The organism is Pseudomonas sp. Irchel s3h14, from assembly GCF_900187425.1.
GTDB lineage: Bacteria > Pseudomonadota > Gammaproteobacteria > Pseudomonadales > Pseudomonadaceae > Aquipseudomonas.
In genome coordinates, this window is sequence record NZ_FYDJ01000013.1 from 37,182 (window position 1) to 53,677 (window position 16,496).

The window sequence follows — 16,496 nt, forward strand, 5'->3', positions numbered from 1 at the left end:
CCTAGTGAGGAATTAGGCTGAAATTAAGCCTGAATACCGGTGATTTTGATCTCGGTGTACCACTGGCGGTGGCCCATACGCTTCATGTGGTGCTTACGACGACGGAACTTGATGATGCGGACTTTATCGTGACGACCTTGGGAGATCACTTCAGCCACAACGGTAGCGCCAGCAACAACTGGAGCGCCGATGTTCACGTCATCGCCATTGGCGACCAACAGAACGCGATCAAAAGTAACGGATTCGCCGGTAGCGATTTCCAGTTTTTCGATCTTCAGGTATTCACCTGGGGCGACCTTGTATTGCTTGCCACCAGTAACAATTACTGCGTACGACATGGTATTTCTCCGATAATCCTGCTCACCCAGCTCTTTATAAGAAGAGGTATTGGCTGGCATGGCTGCATTGGGCTGGAAGGCCTGTTTGCAATTGCGTAAGGCAGGTGCTGCCCAGGAAGTTCAGGGTGCGCGATTGTACGCAAGCTGTCGGGGCGATGCAAGAGGCCGTCCATCGTACCTTGACACCCGCCGACGTGGGTCCTAGCATGCCGCGCAACCCTTCTGGAGCAACTGTCGCTGATGCAACCCCAAGCTTTCTACCGCGCGGTGGCGGACGATTTTAGCGCCGTCGACGGCATCATCAAGAAGCAGCTGACTTCCCGAGTGCCGCTGGTATCGAAAATCGGCGATTACATTACCTCGGCTGGCGGTAAACGCCTGCGCCCTCTATTAGTGTTGCTGTGTGGCAAGGCTCTGGGTCGCGAAGGCGATGACCTGCGCCTGCTGGCCGCAACCATCGAGTTCCTGCACACCGCGACCCTGCTGCATGACGACGTGGTCGACATGTCCGGCATGCGCCGTGGCCGCTCGACGGCCAACGCCATGTGGGGCAACGCGCCAAGCGTGCTGGTGGGCGACTTCCTGTATTCGCGGTCCTTCGAAATGATGGTCGAACTGGGCTCCATGCCGGTGATGAAAATCCTTTCGCAAGCCACGCGCATCATCGCTGAAGGCGAAGTGTTGCAGCTGTCCAAGGTTCGTGACGCCAGCACCACCGAAGAAACCTACATGGAAGTCATCCGCGGCAAGACCGCGATGCTCTTCGAAGCGTCGACCCATAGTGCTGCAGCGCTCTGCGAAGCGACATCGGAACAGTCAGAAGCCCTGCGTACATTCGGCGATCATCTGGGCGTGGCGTTCCAATTGGTCGATGACCTGCTGGACTACAAAGGCGACGCCGAAACCCTGGGCAAGAACGTCGGTGACGATCTGGCTGAAGGCAAACCGACCCTGCCGCTGATCTACACCATGCGCGAAGGCACGCCGGAGCAGGCTGCCCTGGTGCGCAAGGCGATCCAGAAAGGCGGCATCGAAGACCTGGAAAGCATCCGCGAAGCCGTGGAAGCCTCAGGTTCGCTGGATTACACCGCGCAACTGGCCCGTGACTACGTCGCCCGAGCGATCAAGTGCCTCGACGCGCTGCCTGCCAGCGAATACCGCGATGCACTGGTCGAATTGAGCGAATTTGCGGTCGCCCGTACGCACTAACACGCCCCCTGTAGGAGCAGAGCTTGCTCGCGAAGGCGATCTACCAGTCGACACCCATCTGACTGATACATCGCCTTCGCGGGCAAGTCGGGACGCCGCACCGCTCGCTCCTACAAATCATGCGTCGCCCCTCGCCCGCTAAAAACCCTATACAATGTGCGCTTTTTAGCGATCCTGAATCCAAGGAGCTTTAGTGAGCACGTTGCCACCCTGCCCAAAATGCAATTCTGAATACACCTACGAAGACGGCGCCCAGCTGATCTGCCCTGAGTGCGCCCACGAGTGGTCCGCCAGCGGCGAAGCCGAAGCAGTGTCCGATGACACCGTGAAAAAGGATTCGGTCGGCAACGTCCTGCAGGACGGCGACACCATCACCGTGATCAAGGACCTCAAGGTCAAAGGCACGTCGCTGGTGGTCAAGGTCGGCACCAAGGTCAAGAACATCCGCCTGTGCGATGGTGATCACGACATCGACTGCAAGATCGACGGCATCGGCCCGATGAAACTCAAATCCGAGTTCGTCAGAAAAGTCTGAGCCTGCTGTATTCCATCCCGCGTCCTGCGTGGGATGGTGCTTCACCCTCCCCCCGCTTCGCCCAACAATCCCTCGCAATAGCCAAACGCCAGCCGTTTTGACCTTACGCAACCTTTACCCTTAAAAAAACACAAACCGCCAATAGGTCCTTGCTATTTGATGAATAAGAATTATTCTCATTGAAACCCATCAATGGAGATGAGACCCATGACTTATTTGATCGACGCCTGGCTGGACCGCCCACACCCTTACCTCAGGATCCTGCATCGGGAAACCGGGGAAGTCTGTGCGGTGCTTGAAGAAGAAGCCTTGAACGAGCTGCAGGATCAGGGTGATCTGGACGTCAACGGCTTGAGTTCCAGCGAGCCGGTGGTGCTCAAGGAACTGGTGCGCAATCTGTTTCTGTTCTGCTATGCCCGGGCATTGCGCCCGACAAGCGAACTGCACCACAAGATCGAAATATGAGAAACACAAAACCTTGTAGGAGCAAAGCTTGCTCGCGATACAGACGACTCGGTTCCGACTTGAAACAGAGTTGATGCTTTCGCGGGCAAGCCTCGCCCCTACAGAGTTACAGGGATTACAGAACGTCGAGCAGTTCGACGTCGAATACCAGTACGCTGTGCGGCGGAATGCTGCCAACGCCTTGAGCGCCGTAAGCCAGTTCGCTCGGCACGTACAGACGCCATTTGCTGCCGGCGTTCATCAGTTGCAGGGCTTCGGTCCAGCCAGCGATCACGCCGCCAACCGGGAATTCTGCAGGCTGACCACGATCGTAGGAGCTGTCGAACACAGTGCCGTCGATCAGAGTGCCGTGGTAGTGAGTGCGCACTTGATCTTCACGGGTTGGCTTGGCGCCTTCACCCTGAGTCAGCACTTCGAATTGCAGGCCGGAAGCCAGGGTGGTGATGCCGTCACGCTTGGCGTTTTCAGCCAGGAATGCCAGGCCTTCGCCAGCAGCGGCTTCAGCTTTGGCAGCTGCTTCAGCTTGCATGATTTCGCGAATGACCTTGAAGCTCGCGGACATTTCTTCCTGACCCACACGGCTTTCCTTGCCGGCGAAAGCGTCGGTCAGACCTGCCAGGATCGCGTCCAGGCTAACGCCCGGTGGCGGGTTGTCGCGCAGTTGGTCGCCCAACTGACGGCCAATACCGTAGCTGACGCGGGTTTCGTCGGTGGACAGATTTACTTCGGACATGACACTGCTCCGCTGTGCGGACGGCCCTGGAACTTGCCGTGCGTACACAGCGCGTCCCGGAGCGCCCGGAACCAAAAGGGCCAGCAGACTAGCACAGATGCCATTGCGTTGATGAGAGGCGTCAGTGCTGACACCCGATCGGGACCTTCAGACTCTCTTCGGTGCTGCCCCCTAGCCCGCACATTTCATCATGAACCGAGGTGTGCACAAGGTTGAATGGCAAGTGGGGGAAGGAATGAAGCAATTCACGCGCATGCTCGACCGATCGCAGATGAAACGTCTGGCCGTGGGCATCACTCAATGGATACGCCGCGCCATGCATCCGCGCCTCCAACAGGTAGATCCCGCCTTCCATCGAGATCAGGTTGAGTTCATCGATCTTCCCGGCGATGGCATAGGCATTCAACTCTTGCAGGTTCATGAACACACCTCACACAGTGGCGAGCCAAGATCCTTACAGGCATAGGCCTCGGCGCATCAAAGTACAAGCCACAAACGACACCGCCCGTCTGTTTCGCAACAGACGGGCGGTTTGGTATAGCGATAAAAAGCGATTAGTGCTTGGTCAGCTTATCCAGATAACCCATGGCAAACGCCGAAATCACGAAGGTCATGTGGATGACCACATACCACTTCAAATGCTCGGGATCGACGTTCTTGGCGTCCATGAAAATCCGCAGCAGGTGGATGGACGAAATGGCCACGATGGAAGCGGCCACCTTCATCTTCAATGAAGAGGAATCCATGGTGCCCAGCCAGTTGAGCTTTTCCTTGTCGTCGTCGATGTCCAGTTGGGAAACGAAGTTCTCGTAACCGGAAATCATCACCATCACCAGCAAACCGCCTACCAGCGCCATGTCGATCAGCGAGAGCAGCACCAGAATCAGATCCGACTCGGCCATCGAGAACACGTTAGGGATGACGTGGAAGACTTCCTGGAAGAATTTCAGCGCCAGGGCCAGTAGCCCAAGGGACAGACCGAAGTAGATCGGCGCCAGCAGCCAGCGGCTGGCGTACATTGCATTTTCGATAAAGCGTTCCATTAAATCTCACACAAGGCCTGGAAATGACCGCGAGTATATCAGCCACCTGTTACACCCAGAAACCGTCGGGAAATCCGCAACCTGCGCGTGTGTGACAAGGTTTTTCTGCTAGTGTCCAAAGCATTGACAGCTCAGCGACATCGGACAGGAAGACGGGAAATGGATGTGCGATTGCCTTTAACGAGCGCCGGTATTTGCCTGGTCTTGCTGATGAGCGCCTGCTCACCCAGCGATGAGAAGCGCCAGGTCAGCCTCGAGGAAAAGACTGCACAGTTCGAGAAGTCTCTGGATGCGATTCAGGACCCAAAACTCAAGGATGCCGTGGCTGAACTCGGCGGCTCACTGTTGTTGCTCGAGCGTGCGCAACTCAAGCTCGACAGCAAACCGGTGGAAACAGAATATGGCGAAGACGCCCTCGCCGTCCTCAAGCACTATCCGACGCCCCAGGCCTTGGTCGACACGTACATCAACGGTCTGTTCGTGCTGCACAAGGACTCCAGTTCCGACTACCTGACCGACCTGCAACCGGTGTTCCCCTTCAACTTCAACATTCCGGTCGCGTTTCTCTTTCCCCATAGTCTTGAATGGCAATCGGTGACTTTGAGCAACAAACGCGTCATCCCGTTTCAGCCGGAATGGTCAGAAACCGATCCTGGAATTCAACTGAGCCCATCGAGCTCAAACCTGACCAACCCCGACGACCTGACGGTGTCCTACCCCTTCATCGATGGGCTGGGTGTAGAACACAAGAACCAGCCACAACCGGTGAGCCTGCAAGGCAAGGTGGAAGTGATCGCGCCGCGCCAGCTCTACAGCTTCGACCTGACGAAAAAAGATGTCGGCCAGACTCGCACCAACGACAACCTCAGCGTCACCCTGCTGAACCTTGCAAACAACTACGCCGAAATCGAATTCAACAACAGCGCGCCACAGGCCCCCGAGGTCGGCGAAACACCGCTGAACCCGCTGATCGTCCAGGCCAAGGACAGCACCGGGCAATTTCTCTCCCGCTCAGGCTCGATCAACGAAACCACCGCACAAATTGCCTTCTATCAAAAACAGCTGGCGAAAATGCAACAGCAGAAAGCCTGGAGCGAGAGTTTCGAGAAACAGATCGATGAAGAGCAGCGCGCCTTTGAGAAGCAACAGAGCCACCATTATTCCAAGGTGTACTTCAACGGGCCGATCGAAACTCTTGAGGTCAGCGTACTGGACTTTTCAACCGCCACGGTGACCCGCAAGGACCTGAACCTGCCGGTACTTCGCTTCGATCCACACACCACGCAAAAGACCATCCAGCCACTGACGCTGCCGGTGGTGGTGTACGACGACCAGGCCCCGATCTGGCTCAAGGGTGCAACACTTGGCGAGGAACAACTGAAAAAGAGCGTCAGTATCAGTCAGTCGGTCGAAGACCCCAGCGCCGCGCGTATCGAGTTCGATCACCCCAAAAGCTTCAATGATGAGCTGCTCGGTACCTCCTTCAGCCCTGGCGAAAGCCCGGTCAGTTTCTTTACCGAGGACGGTAACGGCAAACGCGATGAGCCGATCGAGTTGCCGCCTGAGGCTTACCAGGTCGATCCTCTGCGCGGCACCATCACCTACGACTTGAACCTGTTTCCAGAAACTCCGGCTTACGCGGTGGGCTCCATGCCGCTGTTTCTCGCCACCATCGAAAAGAAAACCATCGACGCCCACCAGTTGCCCAAAGGGCTGGCACTCAAAGGCAATGCGCTGGTGGTTGATCTGAAGCAGTTTCCCGCCCAGGACTGGCGTTTCTTCGCCAAGGACGACAGCGGCAATTATCTGAAGGAGATTCTTTCGGTCCGCCACGATGCGAGCGCAGAAGGCCCGGCATTATTGGGGGTGCATTACTTCTACGGGCAACCTGTCCGTCTGGAAACCTATCAACGAACCGATCTCTCCACCGTGCAATATGGCTTCGAGGTCAAACTCGACAAGGCGGACACGTCCAACCTTGCTCAATAGCCTGTTCAGTGCTCGGGCCGAAACTCGAAACCTCCAGTGTTGCGGCAACGGCCACCATTGATTTCCCGCAGCTGGGCTTGCAGGTGCAGGCACCAGATTTGTGGATCATCGGCTAGCTCATAGCCGTGCAGGGTGAGACTTTCAACGATGGTGTCGAGGATCGACTCAGCCACAAAGGGACCATGAAACGGGCCCTGAGCTTTGATGGCAGAAGGTTGTTCGCCGGCCATTCCGGCGGCGAAGAGTAAGGTCCACATGCCCGTATCCCCCGCCAATGGGCGGATGGCACACTCGATACGGGTCACAAGGCCCAGGCATTGACGGGTGAGGCAGAGGTTGCGCGACATGGCGGCGACCCTCGGTAGATCCGGTATTCAGCCCCCACGGGAGGGCTGTCTCGATCCAGTGATTACTGTCGATATCCTTGACCTGAGAATAGAGGAAAAGTCTGACTAGCACGTCAAGTGAGACCAGAAGGCGCCGAATGGTCATTGTGTGAATATTGACGCCAGACTGATGGCACTTTTGATCTGAATGTCGATTCCGACAACCTGTAGGAGCCGAGCTTGCTCGCGATGGCGGACTTTCAGCCAACAGTGATGTTGAATGTCAGTGCCTCATCGCGAGCAAGCTCGGCTCCTACAGGGGATTGAGGTGATCTCAGGTTTGTATCAGGCCGGCTTGGTTTCCACCAAGGCTTCCTGCGCCATCTCTTTCTCGGCTTCCTTGAGGTCTTCTTCGCTGATCATTTCTGCGATGACCCGCAAGCGTTCCACCACCCGCGCGTTAACGCTGCCTTCAGGGAACTGGCCATCGGCGTCCGGCGCACCGGCCGGCTCGCCGACCAACAGGCTCAGGGCTTCATCAGCCTGGCGCACGGCGTAGACGTGGAACTGCCCCGCGCGCACCGCCGTCAGCACTTTCTCGTCGAGCATCAGCGTGGCAACGTTGGCGTGGGGAATGATTGCGCCCTGCTCACCGGTCAGCCCGCGGGCTTCGCAGAGTCGGAAGAAGCCTTCGATCTTCTCGTTGACCCCGCCCACCGCCTGCACTTCACCGAACTGGTTGATCGAACCGGTGATCGCAAAGCACTGCTTGAGCGGGGTTTTCGACAGCGCCGAAATCAAGGTGCAAGCCTCGCCCAGCGATGCACTATCACCATCGACGTAACCGTAGGACTGCTCCAGGGCGATACTCGCGGAAATCGCCAGCGGGAATTCCTGGGCGTAACGGCTGCCCAGGTACCCGGTGAGGATCATCACGCCTTTGGAGTGAATCGGCTGACCGAGATTGACCTCGCGCTCGATGTCGACGATGCCGCTACCGCCCGGATAGACCGTGGCGGAAATCCGCGCCGGTATACCGAAGGCCGAGTCACCGACCTCCAGCACTGTCAGCCCGTTGCACTTGCCGACCGCCGCACCTGCGGTGTCGATCAGGATGATCCCGGCCAGCATGTCATCGAGAATCCGTGCCGAGACGCGCCCGGTACGCGTGGCCTTGGCCTTGAGCGCACGTTCGATGTGCCCGGCGTCGGTCATTTTGTCACTGGCCAGTTGGCGAATGAAATCCGCCTCGCTGACCAACTGGAACAGATCACCGATCCGCGCCGACAAACGCCCCTGGTGCTCAGCCAGGCGAGCACTGTAAGTCGCCAGACGTGCCACCGCATCGGCGGTCAGCGGCGCCATGCCTTCTTCGGAGGTGCGGGTCTTGAGCAACTGGGCGAACTGCTCCAGGCTCTCGTCAACCATCGGGATGTCTTCGTCGAAGTCCACCAGGACACGGAACATCTCCTGGAAGTCCGGATCGAGGTCCTGCAGCGTGTAGTAGAGCTGTCGGGCGCCGATGATGACCACTTTGACCTGCAACGGAATATGTTGCGGAGTAAGGGTCACGGTGGCGAAACGGCCCATCTCGCCCAGCGGCGATTCCATTTTCAATTTGCGCGATTGCAGCGCGCGTTTGAGCGCATCCCACACGAACGGCTCACTGAGCATTTTTTCCGCTTCAAGAATCAGGAAGCCGCCGTTGGCGCGGTGCAGCGCACCCGGGCGCAACTGTCGATACGTGGTGTAGAGCGCGCCCTGATCGGTGGTGTACTCGATGCGGCCGAACAGGTTTTCGTAAGTCGGGTGCGGCTCAAAGACCACTGGCGCACCGCCGCTGAACGGATGACCGACCACCAGGCTCGGCGCGTATTGCTCTTCCAGCAGCTTGCGGGCGATGGCGTCCGTCTTGCTGTCGTCCACCAGTTGCTCGACCACGGTCTTGAGCAGATACACCTGCATCGCTTGCAAGTAACCGCAAACGCCGGCGTTTTCCGCGTACTTTTCCGACAGCGGCGCGAGCAAGGGTTGCAAGGCCAGGGTGATGGTTTCTTCGTTGAGATGGCGCAGTTGATTGCTCGACTCACGCTTCCATTGCGGCAGGCTGGCGAGCTCTTCGTTCAACCGCTCTTCCAGCCACGCAATATCCTCGTGAAAACGCTCGCGATCGACTTCCGGCAACTGGGCAAATTCGGCCTCGTCCACGGCCTTGCCTTCGCTCATCGGCGTAAAGGCGATATTGGTGCTGTCGCGGTACAGCGCAACGTCCTTCTCCAGCGCCAGGCGCTCGATGACATCCAGCGCGCGGTCATAGCGTTGATTGAAGGCGCGGTCGATGGCGCTTTTCTTCTGCTGGTAGGACGGGTGCTCGAACACGGCCGGAAAAGTCGCCAGCAGGTTGTCGATCAAGCCGTTGATGTCATCGATAAAGGCACCGGCGGTACCCGATGGCAACTCCAGTGCGCGAGGTTCGCGAGGATCATCGAAATTGTTGACGTAGACCCAGTCCGCCGGGGTCTGCAGGCGTTTGCCTTCGGCTTTCAGGTAGCGTTTGACGAACGAAAACCGGCCGGTGCCGGGCTCGCCCATGACGAAGACGTTGTAACCGGGGCGTGGCATCGCCACACCGAACTGCAAGGCTTCGACCGCACGTTCCTGGCCAAGCACACCGCGGAAGGGCTCCAAATCATTGGTGGTAGAGAAGCTGAACTGTTCAGCGGAAAACGGACGGGTCAGCGCTTCGGGCGCTAGACGCAAGCTGGCAGCAACAGGATCAGGCATCGGGCTTCCTTACATCAGGCGGGGCAGATAGCGGCATTCTGGCGCTGCCCGTACCTCACTGGCAAGGCGCGCCTCAAGCCAAAGTTTAGACAAAGCATCAGCCCCGGGCCGAGCGGGTCAAAATCAGTGTTTTCAAGGAATGTTTCGCAAAAGATTACGGAACGCCCGGAAAATGCTTAAACTCCTGCTGCGCGGCTGGAACGAATAACCGGCCCACTGGCACCTTTAGGGGCCAGCACCTTGTCCATTGGTATGCACACAAAGAGAACATAGCTATGAAACGGATTCTTCTCGGTACTCTCTTCACCGCTGTATCCATCAACGCAATGGCACAGGCCCCAGGCGGCCCGGATTGCGGTTGGGGCAACATGCTGTTCGAAGGTCAGCGTGGCACCCCGGCGCACTTCCTGGCATCCACCACCAACGGCACTTCCGGCAACGCAACGTTCGGTATGACCTCGGGTACCAACGGTTGCTCGACCAATGCGTCGCTGACCTATGGCGGCAAATCCTGGATTGCCATGAATGGCATGATGAACGAGCTGTCCGAAGACATGGCTAAAGGTCAGGGCGAAGCGCTGACCACTTACGCTGTAGTACTGGGCGTGGCACCGGAAGACCGTGCGCATTTCGCCGCCGTCACTCATGAGCACTTCCAGCAGATCTTCAGCAAGGCTGACGTGACCGCTGACGACGTGCATACCAACACCCTGGCCGTTCTGAAGAGCGATCCTCGTCTGGCCAAGTACGCTACTCAAGCTTAAGCTCGACCCGCCCGCTCCTTTCGGGGAGCGGGTTTTATTTTTTGAGCCTGGCCCTTTTGGCCTGCCCCTTTGGGTCTTTGTTTCTTTCGAATTAAGTTGCCCACTATGCTCAAACGCCTTGCCTGGCTGGCGCTCTGTGTCTGCGCCCCGCTGTCTGCCACGCCCAAAATCGACAATCAACGTTTGCAGCAATTGGCCAATGACCCCTTCTGGATTTCCCTGGGTCACTACGAAGCCGCCAAGCTCGGCGGCTGGCGCAGCTATATCAGCGACAAGAAATTCTTCCTCGCCGCCGACGGCAATGAACATCCTGACCGCGAGCTGACGGCGACCGTGCAAGCGCTGTACGCCCCGGCCAGTGCCGGTGAAAAGCATGCGCAATGCGTCTACCCTGCCCGCACCCGCTGGCTCAAAGCACAGCTCAACCTGACCGATCTGCCAACGCTTCCCTGCACTGAATTCAAGCAATGGTTCAAGGATGTTTCGCCCCACAGTGCGGTGATGATTTTCCCGGCGGCGTATCTGAACAGTCCGTCATCGATGTTCGGCCATACGTTGCTGCGCATCGACCAGGCCAATGTGCAGAGCGATCAAACTGCCCTGCTCAGTTATGCAATCAACTTCGGCGCGTATATCGAAGGCTCGGACAACAGCATCCTGTATGCCTGGAAAGGCTTGATGGGCGGCTATCCCGGCTTGTTTGCGCTGGTGCCTTATCAGGAAAAACTCTCGGAGTACCGCAGTCTCGAGAACCGCGATCTGTGGGAATACCGTCTGAACCTGACCCAGGCAGAAACCGAACGCATGGTCGAGCACGTCTGGGAGCTCAAGCAGATCCAGTTCGACTATTTTTTCTTCGACGAAAACTGCTCTTATCGTCTGCTGGAATTGCTGCAAGTCGCCCGCCCGAGCCTGCGACTGACCGAACAGTTCCCGCTGACCGCGATTCCTACCGACACCGTCAAAGCGGTGAAAGAAGCCGGACTGGTGGAATCCATTCAGTATCGGCCGTCTCGCGAACGTGAACTGCTGAGCCGCGCCGAGCCGTTGACCCATTCAGAACAGGAATGGGTGCTGAAAGTCAGCGCCGACCAGAAGCAACTGCAAGAACCGGCGTTCAAGGCTCAACCCAAGGATCGTCAGGCGCTGATCATCGACGCGGCCTATCGCCTGGAGCGCTACCGCGCCAACGGCCAGGAACGCGACCCGCAACGGGCGCAGCGCAGTTTCGAACTTCTGCGTGCGATCAACCAGAACCCCGCGCCGGAACTGGACATCCCGCGACCCGGCTTGCCTGAGGACGGCCACGAATCCCGCACTTGGCAGGCAGGCATCGGCACTCGGGGCGACAAGGCCTTTGGCGAATATGGCCTGCGCATGGCGTATCACGACCTCAACGACAACGCCGAGAGCTTCCCCCTCGGCGCGCAGATTGAAATCCTGCAAATGAAACTGCGCCAGTACGAAGGCAATCACTGGCAGTTGCAGCAATTTGACCTGGCGACCATCCGCTCCCTGACCCCGCGCAATGAATTGCTGCAGCCACTCTCGTGGCAAGTCACCGGTGGCCTGGAGCGCGTGCCGGGCAAGCATGACGACGAAACCCTGGTCAGCCACGTCAATGGCGGTGGCGGCGGGACCTGGCAACTGGGCGACGACATGCTCGGCTTTGCTTTGGGCACCGTGCGCATTGAACACAACAACGACTTCGCCGGCTTCATCGCCCCGGCGGCGGGCTTCAACAGCGGTTTGCTGTGGAAAAACCCGTTGGGCAACTTCAGCCTGGAAGCCAAAGGCGACTTCTTCACCAACGGTGAAGTGCGCCGTAGCGTGAGTCTGAATCAGCAGTGGGAATTGTCGCGCAATCTGGGTTTGCGCCTGAGTGCCCAGCGCGAATTCAGCCACCTGGCTTCGCCCGAGAACGAAGTGATGCTTGAGGTGAAGTGGTATCACTACTAACCGCCCCGCGTCACCTGTAGGAGCACAGCTTGCTGGCGATGGTATCGACGCGGTTATTCGGATAGACCGAGGTGATGCCATCGCCAGCAAGCTGTGCTCCTACAGGGCTGCGATCTTTTGATCTCTCTTTCACATCCCGCTCACGACTCCACTCCTAGACTTCTCCCATAGGCCGTTGACGGTCGGGAGTCTGAGATGTGGCGTTGCGTAGGTGTGGCGGGTTTGCTGATGTTGATCGCGGGTTGCCAGACGACCCACGAGGATCTGATCGCCAAGGGTTATCCACCGGCATTCGCCGATGGCTTCGATGACGGTTGCAGCAGAAGGATCAGGACGCCGCTCGTGCTTTTCGCTCGCAATAAGTCGCCCACAGATATCTGTCGAAACTAAAAGCCTGCGACCATGGCCCAAACCCTATAACGGGAGAAAACCATGAGTCGTGCCTTCGTCAATGAAGATAACGCCGCCGCGCAAGCCGATCAGCCCGTCGAACGGCAAGTCAGCGCGCAGCCCAATTACGTCACGCCCACGGGGCTGGCCCTGTTGCAGGTGAAGGTCGCCGAATTGCAACACCTGCACAGCGAGCAATCGGCCAAAGGTGAGCACGCCGACAAGCATCGCCTGGCGGACCTTGAACGCGATTTGCGGTATTTCAACCAGCGTCTGCAAAGCGCTCAGGTCGTGACCGCCGCCAACTCAACGCAAAAAGTGCAGATCGGCAGCCGTGTGACCTTCGCCGACGAACACAGCACCGAGCAAACCGTGCAACTGGTCGGTGAAGATCAGGCCGACGCGTCTGCGGGCCTGATCAATTGGGGTTCACCGCTGGGCCGGGCATTGCTCGGAGCGCAACTCGGCGACGAGGTGCTGTGGCAACGTCCGGCGGGCGATCAGCTGATCGAGATCATCCGTATCGAACCTGCTTAAACCACGCCTTGGGCGAGCATCGCGTCGGCAACTTTGACGAAGCCGGCGATGTTCGCGCCTTTGACGTAGTTGATCCGGCCATTCTCTTCGCCGTAATGCACGCAAGCGTGGTGGATCGACTGCATGATCGCGTGAAGTTTGCTGTCCACCTCACCGCCGGTCCATAGCAGTCGCATGGCGTTCTGCGACATCTCCAGCCCGCTCACCGCAACACCACCGGCATTGGAAGCCTTGCCCGGCGCGAACAGAATCCCCGCCTCGATAAACAGGTCTACGGCTTCAAGGGTAGTAGGCATGTTCGCGCCTTCCGCCACGCAGATGCAGCCGTTACGCAGTAACGTGCGGGCCGCCTCGGCATCCAGTTCGTTTTGTGTCGCGCATGGCAGCGCGATGTCGCAACTCAGCGTCCACGGGTGCTGGCCGGCCTTGAACTCCAGGCCAAAACGGCCGGCCAGTTCACTGATGCGCCCACGCTGGACGTTTTTCAGCTCCAGTACCGCCAGCCACTGTTCTTCGGTCAAACCGCTTTCGCAGTACAGCGTGCCTTCGGAGTCGGACAAGGAAATCACTTTGCCGCCCAGGTCCATGACTTTGCGCGCCGCGTATTGGGCGACGTTGCCCGAACCCGAGATGGCCACGCGTTTGCCTTCGACGTTTTCACCGCTGCGCTTGAGCATTTCTTCAGCAAAGTACACACAGCCGAAACCGGTGGCTTCCGGGCGAATCAGGCTGCCGCCATAGCTCGGGCCCTTGCCGGTCAACACGCTGGTGAATTGGTTGCTCAGGCGCTTGTATTGGCCGAACAGGAAACCGATCTCGCGGGCACCGACGCCAATATCACCGGCCGGAACGTCAACGTCTGCACCGATGTGACGGTACAACTCGCTCATGAAGGCCTGGCAGAACCGCATGACTTCAGCGTCGCTTTTGCCTTTCGGATCGAAATCCGAACCACCCTTGCCACCGCCCATCGGCAATGAAGTCAGCGAGTTTTTGAATGTCTGCTCGAAGGCAAGGAACTTCAACACGCCAAGATTCACCGAAGGATGGAAACGCAACCCACCCTTGTACGGACCAATGGCGCTGTTCATCTGGATGCGGAATCCGCGATTGACCTGCACGTTGCCTTGATCGTCGACCCAGGAAACCCTGAAAACGATCGCCCGCTCCGGCTCGCAAATCCGCTCCAGAATGCCGGAGGTCAGATAGTGCGGATTGGCTTCAAGAAATGGCCACAGGCTACGCAGGACTTCTTCCACGGCCTGATGGAATTCCGGCTGGTCAGGGTCGCGTTTTTTCAGACGGGCAAGGAAGGATTCAACGGATTCGATCATGGAAAAGTCTCGGCAAATTTATTGTCGTTGGAAGAGATTGGGCCGGACTTTAGCAAACGAATCGCGCACAGGAACAGAGCGAAATGTCGCATTTGTGAAATTAAATGGTGCACAGGATATAAATAAATCCTGTTTTTGGACTGTTTTTGCACCTGAACGGGGACGCACGAAGGGAGAATTGCACCGTCCTGGAGATCGTCTTCGCGAGCAAGCCCGCTCCCACATTTGATCTACGGTGAACACAAATCCAGAGTCCACTGAAAATCAAATGTGGGAGCGGCGGTGCGACGATTCGACTTGCTCGCGAATGTCGCACCTCGGTCCCCCGGAAAGACCCAAAAAAAAACGGAGCCCGAAGGCTCCGTTCTTTCATGCAACCAACCTGAAATCAGGCCAGTTTCTTGTGCCGTACACGGTGCGGCTGAGTCGCGGCTTCGCCGAGGCGTTTGCGGCGATCGGCTTCGTACTCGGTGTAGTTGCCTTCGAAGAACACTGCTTGCGAGTCGTCTTCGTACGCCAGGATGTGAGTCGCGACGCGGTCAAGGAACCACCGATCGTGAGAGATCACAATGGCGGCGCCCGGGAAGTCCAGCAGGGCTTCTTCCAGGGAACGCAGGGTTTCAACGTCGAGGTCGTTGGACGGTTCGTCGAGCAGCAGGACGTTGCCGCCCTCCTTCAGGGTCAGCGCCAGGTGCAAGCGACCTCGCTCACCACCGGACAGGTCCTTGACGAACTTCTGCTGATCGCCGCCCTTGAAGTTGAAGCGACCGACGTAGGTGCGCGACGGGATCTCGTAGTTGCCGATGCGGATCTGATCCGAACCGTCGGAGATTTGCTGGAACACAGTCTTGCTGCCGTCCAGGTCTTCGCGGCTTTGATCGACGCACGCCAGTTGCACGGTTTCGCCGACTTCGATGCTGCCCGAATCCGGTGTTTCCTTGCCCATCAACATACGGAACAGGGTCGATTTACCGGCACCGTTACCGCCGATCACGCCAACGATGGCGCCTTTAGGCATGGAGAACGACAGGTTGTCGATCAGCACGCGATCGCCATAACCCTTGGAAACGTTCTTGAATTCGATGACCTTGTCGCCCAAACGTGGACCGGCCGGGATGTAGATCTCGTTGGTTTCGCTGCGCTTCTGGAATTCCTGCGATTGCATTTCTTCGAAGCGTTGCAGACGAGCCTTGGATTTGGACTGGCGGGCCTTGGCGCCTTGGCGCACCCACTCCAGTTCTTCCTTCATGGCTTTTTCGTGGGCCGACTGCTGCTTGGATTCGGCAGCCAGACGATTGGACTTGGCTTCAAGCCAACCCGAATAGTTGCCCTCGTAAGGGATACCGGCGCCGCGGTCGAGTTCGAGGATCCAGCCAGCGACGTTGTCCAGGAAGTACCGGTCGTGCGTGATCGCAACCACGGTGCCCGGGAAGTCGTGCAGGAAGTGCTCCAGCCAGGCGACGGAATCGGCGTCCAGGTGGTTGGTCGGTTCGTCGAGCAGCAGCATGTCGGGGGCGGACAGCAGCAGGCGGCACAGGGCCACACGACGCTTCTCACCACCGGACAGGAATTCGACCTTGGCATCCCAGGCCGGCAGACGTAGCGCATCGGCGGCGACTTCCAGTTGGCGATCCAGGTTGTGACCGTCGCTGGCTTGCAGGATGGCTTCGAGCTTGGCCTGTTCGGCGGCCAGTTTGTCGAAGTCGGCATCTTCATCAGCGTAAGCCGCATAGACCTCGTCCAGGCGCGCCTGGGCGTTCTTGATCACGCTGACCGCTTCCTCGACCACTTCACGCACGGTCTTGGTCGGGTCCAGGATCGGTTCTTGCGGCAGGTAGCCGATGTTCAGCTCCGGCATCGGACGGGCTTCACCCTCGAACTCGGTGTCGACGCCCGCCATGATTTTCAACAGCGTGGATTTACCCGAACCGTTGAGGCCGAGTACGCCAATCTTGGCGCCCGGGAAGAACGACAGCGAAATGTTTTTCAGGATTTCCCGCTTCGGCGGAACAACTTTACCCAGCCGATGCATGGTGAATACGTATTGAGCCATGGAGAACCTAGGGTCAGTGAACGATGAATGATTGGGG

At 58.1% G+C, this 16,496-nt stretch carries 15 protein-coding genes and 1 pseudogene; 8 read left to right on the forward strand and 8 right to left on the reverse strand.

Annotated elements, in window-relative coordinates; genetic code table 11:
- Positions 1-23 precede the first annotated feature (23 nt).
- Positions 24-338, reverse strand: coding sequence for a 50S ribosomal protein L21 (gene rplU / locus CKW16_RS22020; RefSeq protein ID WP_003176051.1), 315 nt, complete (start codon positions 336-338; stop codon positions 24-26).
- 240 nt (positions 339-578) lie between these two features.
- Here rplU and CKW16_RS22025 point away from each other — a divergent pair, with 240 nt between their 5' ends.
- The 3 genes from CKW16_RS22025 (at position 579) to CKW16_RS22035 (ending at position 2,547) form a co-directional block, all read left to right on the forward strand.
- On the forward strand, positions 579-1,547 hold the full coding sequence (locus tag CKW16_RS22025; protein ID WP_033054288.1) for a polyprenyl synthetase family protein: 969 nt from the start codon (positions 579-581) through the stop codon (positions 1,545-1,547).
- Positions 1,548-1,740: 193 nt separating this feature from the next.
- Positions 1,741-2,082 carry a zinc ribbon domain-containing protein YjdM gene (locus CKW16_RS22030; protein ID WP_008154270.1) on the forward strand — a complete coding sequence of 114 codons (342 nt, stop codon included), beginning with the start codon at positions 1,741-1,743 and terminating at the stop codon, positions 2,080-2,082.
- Positions 2,083-2,289: 207 nt separating this feature from the next.
- Entirely contained in the window at positions 2,290-2,547 is a 258-nt protein-coding gene (locus CKW16_RS22035; protein WP_008154268.1) for a hypothetical protein, read from the forward strand.
- A 115-nt stretch (positions 2,548-2,662) separates the two neighbouring features.
- Here CKW16_RS22035 and CKW16_RS22040 read toward each other — a convergent pair whose 3' ends face one another.
- The 3 genes from CKW16_RS22040 to CKW16_RS22050 form a co-directional block, all read right to left on the reverse strand.
- Positions 2,663-3,280 carry an FKBP-type peptidyl-prolyl cis-trans isomerase gene (locus tag CKW16_RS22040; RefSeq protein ID WP_046048787.1) on the reverse strand — a complete coding sequence of 206 codons (618 nt, stop codon included), beginning with the start codon at positions 3,278-3,280 and terminating at the stop codon, positions 2,663-2,665.
- 121 nt (positions 3,281-3,401) lie between these two features.
- A complete protein-coding gene (locus tag CKW16_RS22045; RefSeq protein ID WP_095130625.1) occupies positions 3,402-3,701 on the reverse strand; it encodes a DUF6482 family protein in 300 nt (99 codons plus the stop codon).
- A gap of 133 nt (positions 3,702-3,834) precedes the next feature.
- Entirely contained in the window at positions 3,835-4,323 is a 489-nt protein-coding gene (locus tag CKW16_RS22050; protein WP_056742836.1) for a TIGR00645 family protein, read from the reverse strand.
- Between the two features lie 159 nt (positions 4,324-4,482).
- Between CKW16_RS22050 and CKW16_RS22055 the strand changes: the two genes are divergently transcribed.
- Positions 4,483-6,312 (forward strand): hypothetical protein, encoded by a 1,830-nt coding sequence (locus tag CKW16_RS22055; RefSeq protein WP_095130627.1) that lies wholly within the window; start codon positions 4,483-4,485, stop codon positions 6,310-6,312.
- Between the two features lie 5 nt (positions 6,313-6,317).
- On the opposite strand, the gene CKW16_RS22060 is transcribed toward CKW16_RS22055, so the two are convergent.
- Both CKW16_RS22060 and CKW16_RS22065 read right to left on the reverse strand, forming a co-directional pair.
- Positions 6,318-6,659, reverse strand: a complete 342-nt coding sequence (locus CKW16_RS22060) for a hypothetical protein (RefSeq protein WP_008154258.1) — start codon at positions 6,657-6,659, stop codon at positions 6,318-6,320.
- A gap of 324 nt (positions 6,660-6,983) precedes the next feature.
- Positions 6,984-9,422 (reverse strand): Lon protease family protein, encoded by a 2,439-nt coding sequence (locus CKW16_RS22065; protein ID WP_095130629.1) that lies wholly within the window; start codon positions 9,420-9,422, stop codon positions 6,984-6,986.
- 275 nt (positions 9,423-9,697) lie between these two features.
- On the opposite strand from CKW16_RS22065, the gene CKW16_RS22070 reads away from it, so the two are divergent.
- The 4 genes and pseudogenes from CKW16_RS22070 to CKW16_RS22085 all read left to right on the forward strand — a co-directional run bounded on the left by CKW16_RS22070 (position 9,698) and on the right by CKW16_RS22085 (position 13,072).
- Complete coding sequence (locus tag CKW16_RS22070; RefSeq protein ID WP_008154254.1) at positions 9,698-10,186, forward strand: DUF3015 domain-containing protein; 489 nt, start codon at positions 9,698-9,700, stop codon at positions 10,184-10,186.
- 105 nt (positions 10,187-10,291) lie between these two features.
- Complete coding sequence (locus CKW16_RS22075; RefSeq protein ID WP_095130631.1) at positions 10,292-12,145, forward strand: DUF4105 domain-containing protein; 1,854 nt, start codon at positions 10,292-10,294, stop codon at positions 12,143-12,145.
- 195 nt (positions 12,146-12,340) lie between these two features.
- Positions 12,341-12,463 (forward strand): annotated as a pseudogene (locus CKW16_RS32925) (hypothetical protein); the annotation flags it as partial.
- Between the two features lie 114 nt (positions 12,464-12,577).
- Entirely contained in the window at positions 12,578-13,072 is a 495-nt protein-coding gene (locus tag CKW16_RS22085; protein ID WP_095130633.1) for a GreA/GreB family elongation factor, read from the forward strand.
- Here CKW16_RS22085 and gdhA read toward each other — a convergent pair.
- Positions 13,069-14,406 carry an NADP-specific glutamate dehydrogenase gene (gene gdhA / locus CKW16_RS22090; RefSeq protein WP_095130635.1) on the reverse strand — a complete coding sequence of 446 codons (1,338 nt, stop codon included), beginning with the start codon at positions 14,404-14,406 and terminating at the stop codon, positions 13,069-13,071. The two genes, CKW16_RS22085 and gdhA, sit on opposite strands and share 4 nt — an antisense overlap.
- 388 nt (positions 14,407-14,794) lie before the next feature.
- Positions 14,795-16,459: an energy-dependent translational throttle protein EttA gene (gene ettA / locus CKW16_RS22095; protein WP_056742850.1), complete on the reverse strand. Its 1,665-nt coding sequence runs from the start codon at positions 16,457-16,459 to the stop codon at positions 14,795-14,797.
- Positions 16,460-16,496 lie beyond the last annotated feature (37 nt).

Coding starts and splice junctions, on each gene's coding strand:
- rplU (WP_003176051.1), bottom strand. CDS start 338: ATGTCGTACGCAGTAATTGTTACTGGTGGCAAGCAATACAAGGTCGCC.
- CKW16_RS22025 (WP_033054288.1), top strand. CDS start 579: ATGCAACCCCAAGCTTTCTACCGCGCGGTGGCGGACGATTTTAGCGCC.
- CKW16_RS22035 (WP_008154268.1), top strand. CDS start 2,290: ATGACTTATTTGATCGACGCCTGGCTGGACCGCCCACACCCTTACCTC.
- CKW16_RS22040 (WP_046048787.1), bottom strand. CDS start 3,280: ATGTCCGAAGTAAATCTGTCCACCGACGAAACCCGCGTCAGCTACGGT.
- CKW16_RS22045 (WP_095130625.1), bottom strand. CDS start 3,701: ATGAACCTGCAAGAGTTGAATGCCTATGCCATCGCCGGGAAGATCGAT.
- CKW16_RS22050 (WP_056742836.1), bottom strand. CDS start 4,323: ATGGAACGCTTTATCGAAAATGCAATGTACGCCAGCCGCTGGCTGCTG.
- CKW16_RS22055 (WP_095130627.1), top strand. CDS start 4,483: ATGGATGTGCGATTGCCTTTAACGAGCGCCGGTATTTGCCTGGTCTTG.
- CKW16_RS22060 (WP_008154258.1), bottom strand. CDS start 6,659: ATGTCGCGCAACCTCTGCCTCACCCGTCAATGCCTGGGCCTTGTGACC.
- CKW16_RS22065 (WP_095130629.1), bottom strand. CDS start 9,422: ATGCCTGATCCTGTTGCTGCCAGCTTGCGTCTAGCGCCCGAAGCGCTG.
- CKW16_RS22070 (WP_008154254.1), top strand. CDS start 9,698: ATGAAACGGATTCTTCTCGGTACTCTCTTCACCGCTGTATCCATCAAC.
- CKW16_RS22075 (WP_095130631.1), top strand. CDS start 10,292: ATGCTCAAACGCCTTGCCTGGCTGGCGCTCTGTGTCTGCGCCCCGCTG.
- CKW16_RS22085 (WP_095130633.1), top strand. CDS start 12,578: ATGAGTCGTGCCTTCGTCAATGAAGATAACGCCGCCGCGCAAGCCGAT.
- gdhA (WP_095130635.1), bottom strand. CDS start 14,406: ATGATCGAATCCGTTGAATCCTTCCTTGCCCGTCTGAAAAAACGCGAC.
- ettA (WP_056742850.1), bottom strand. CDS start 16,459: ATGGCTCAATACGTATTCACCATGCATCGGCTGGGTAAAGTTGTTCCG.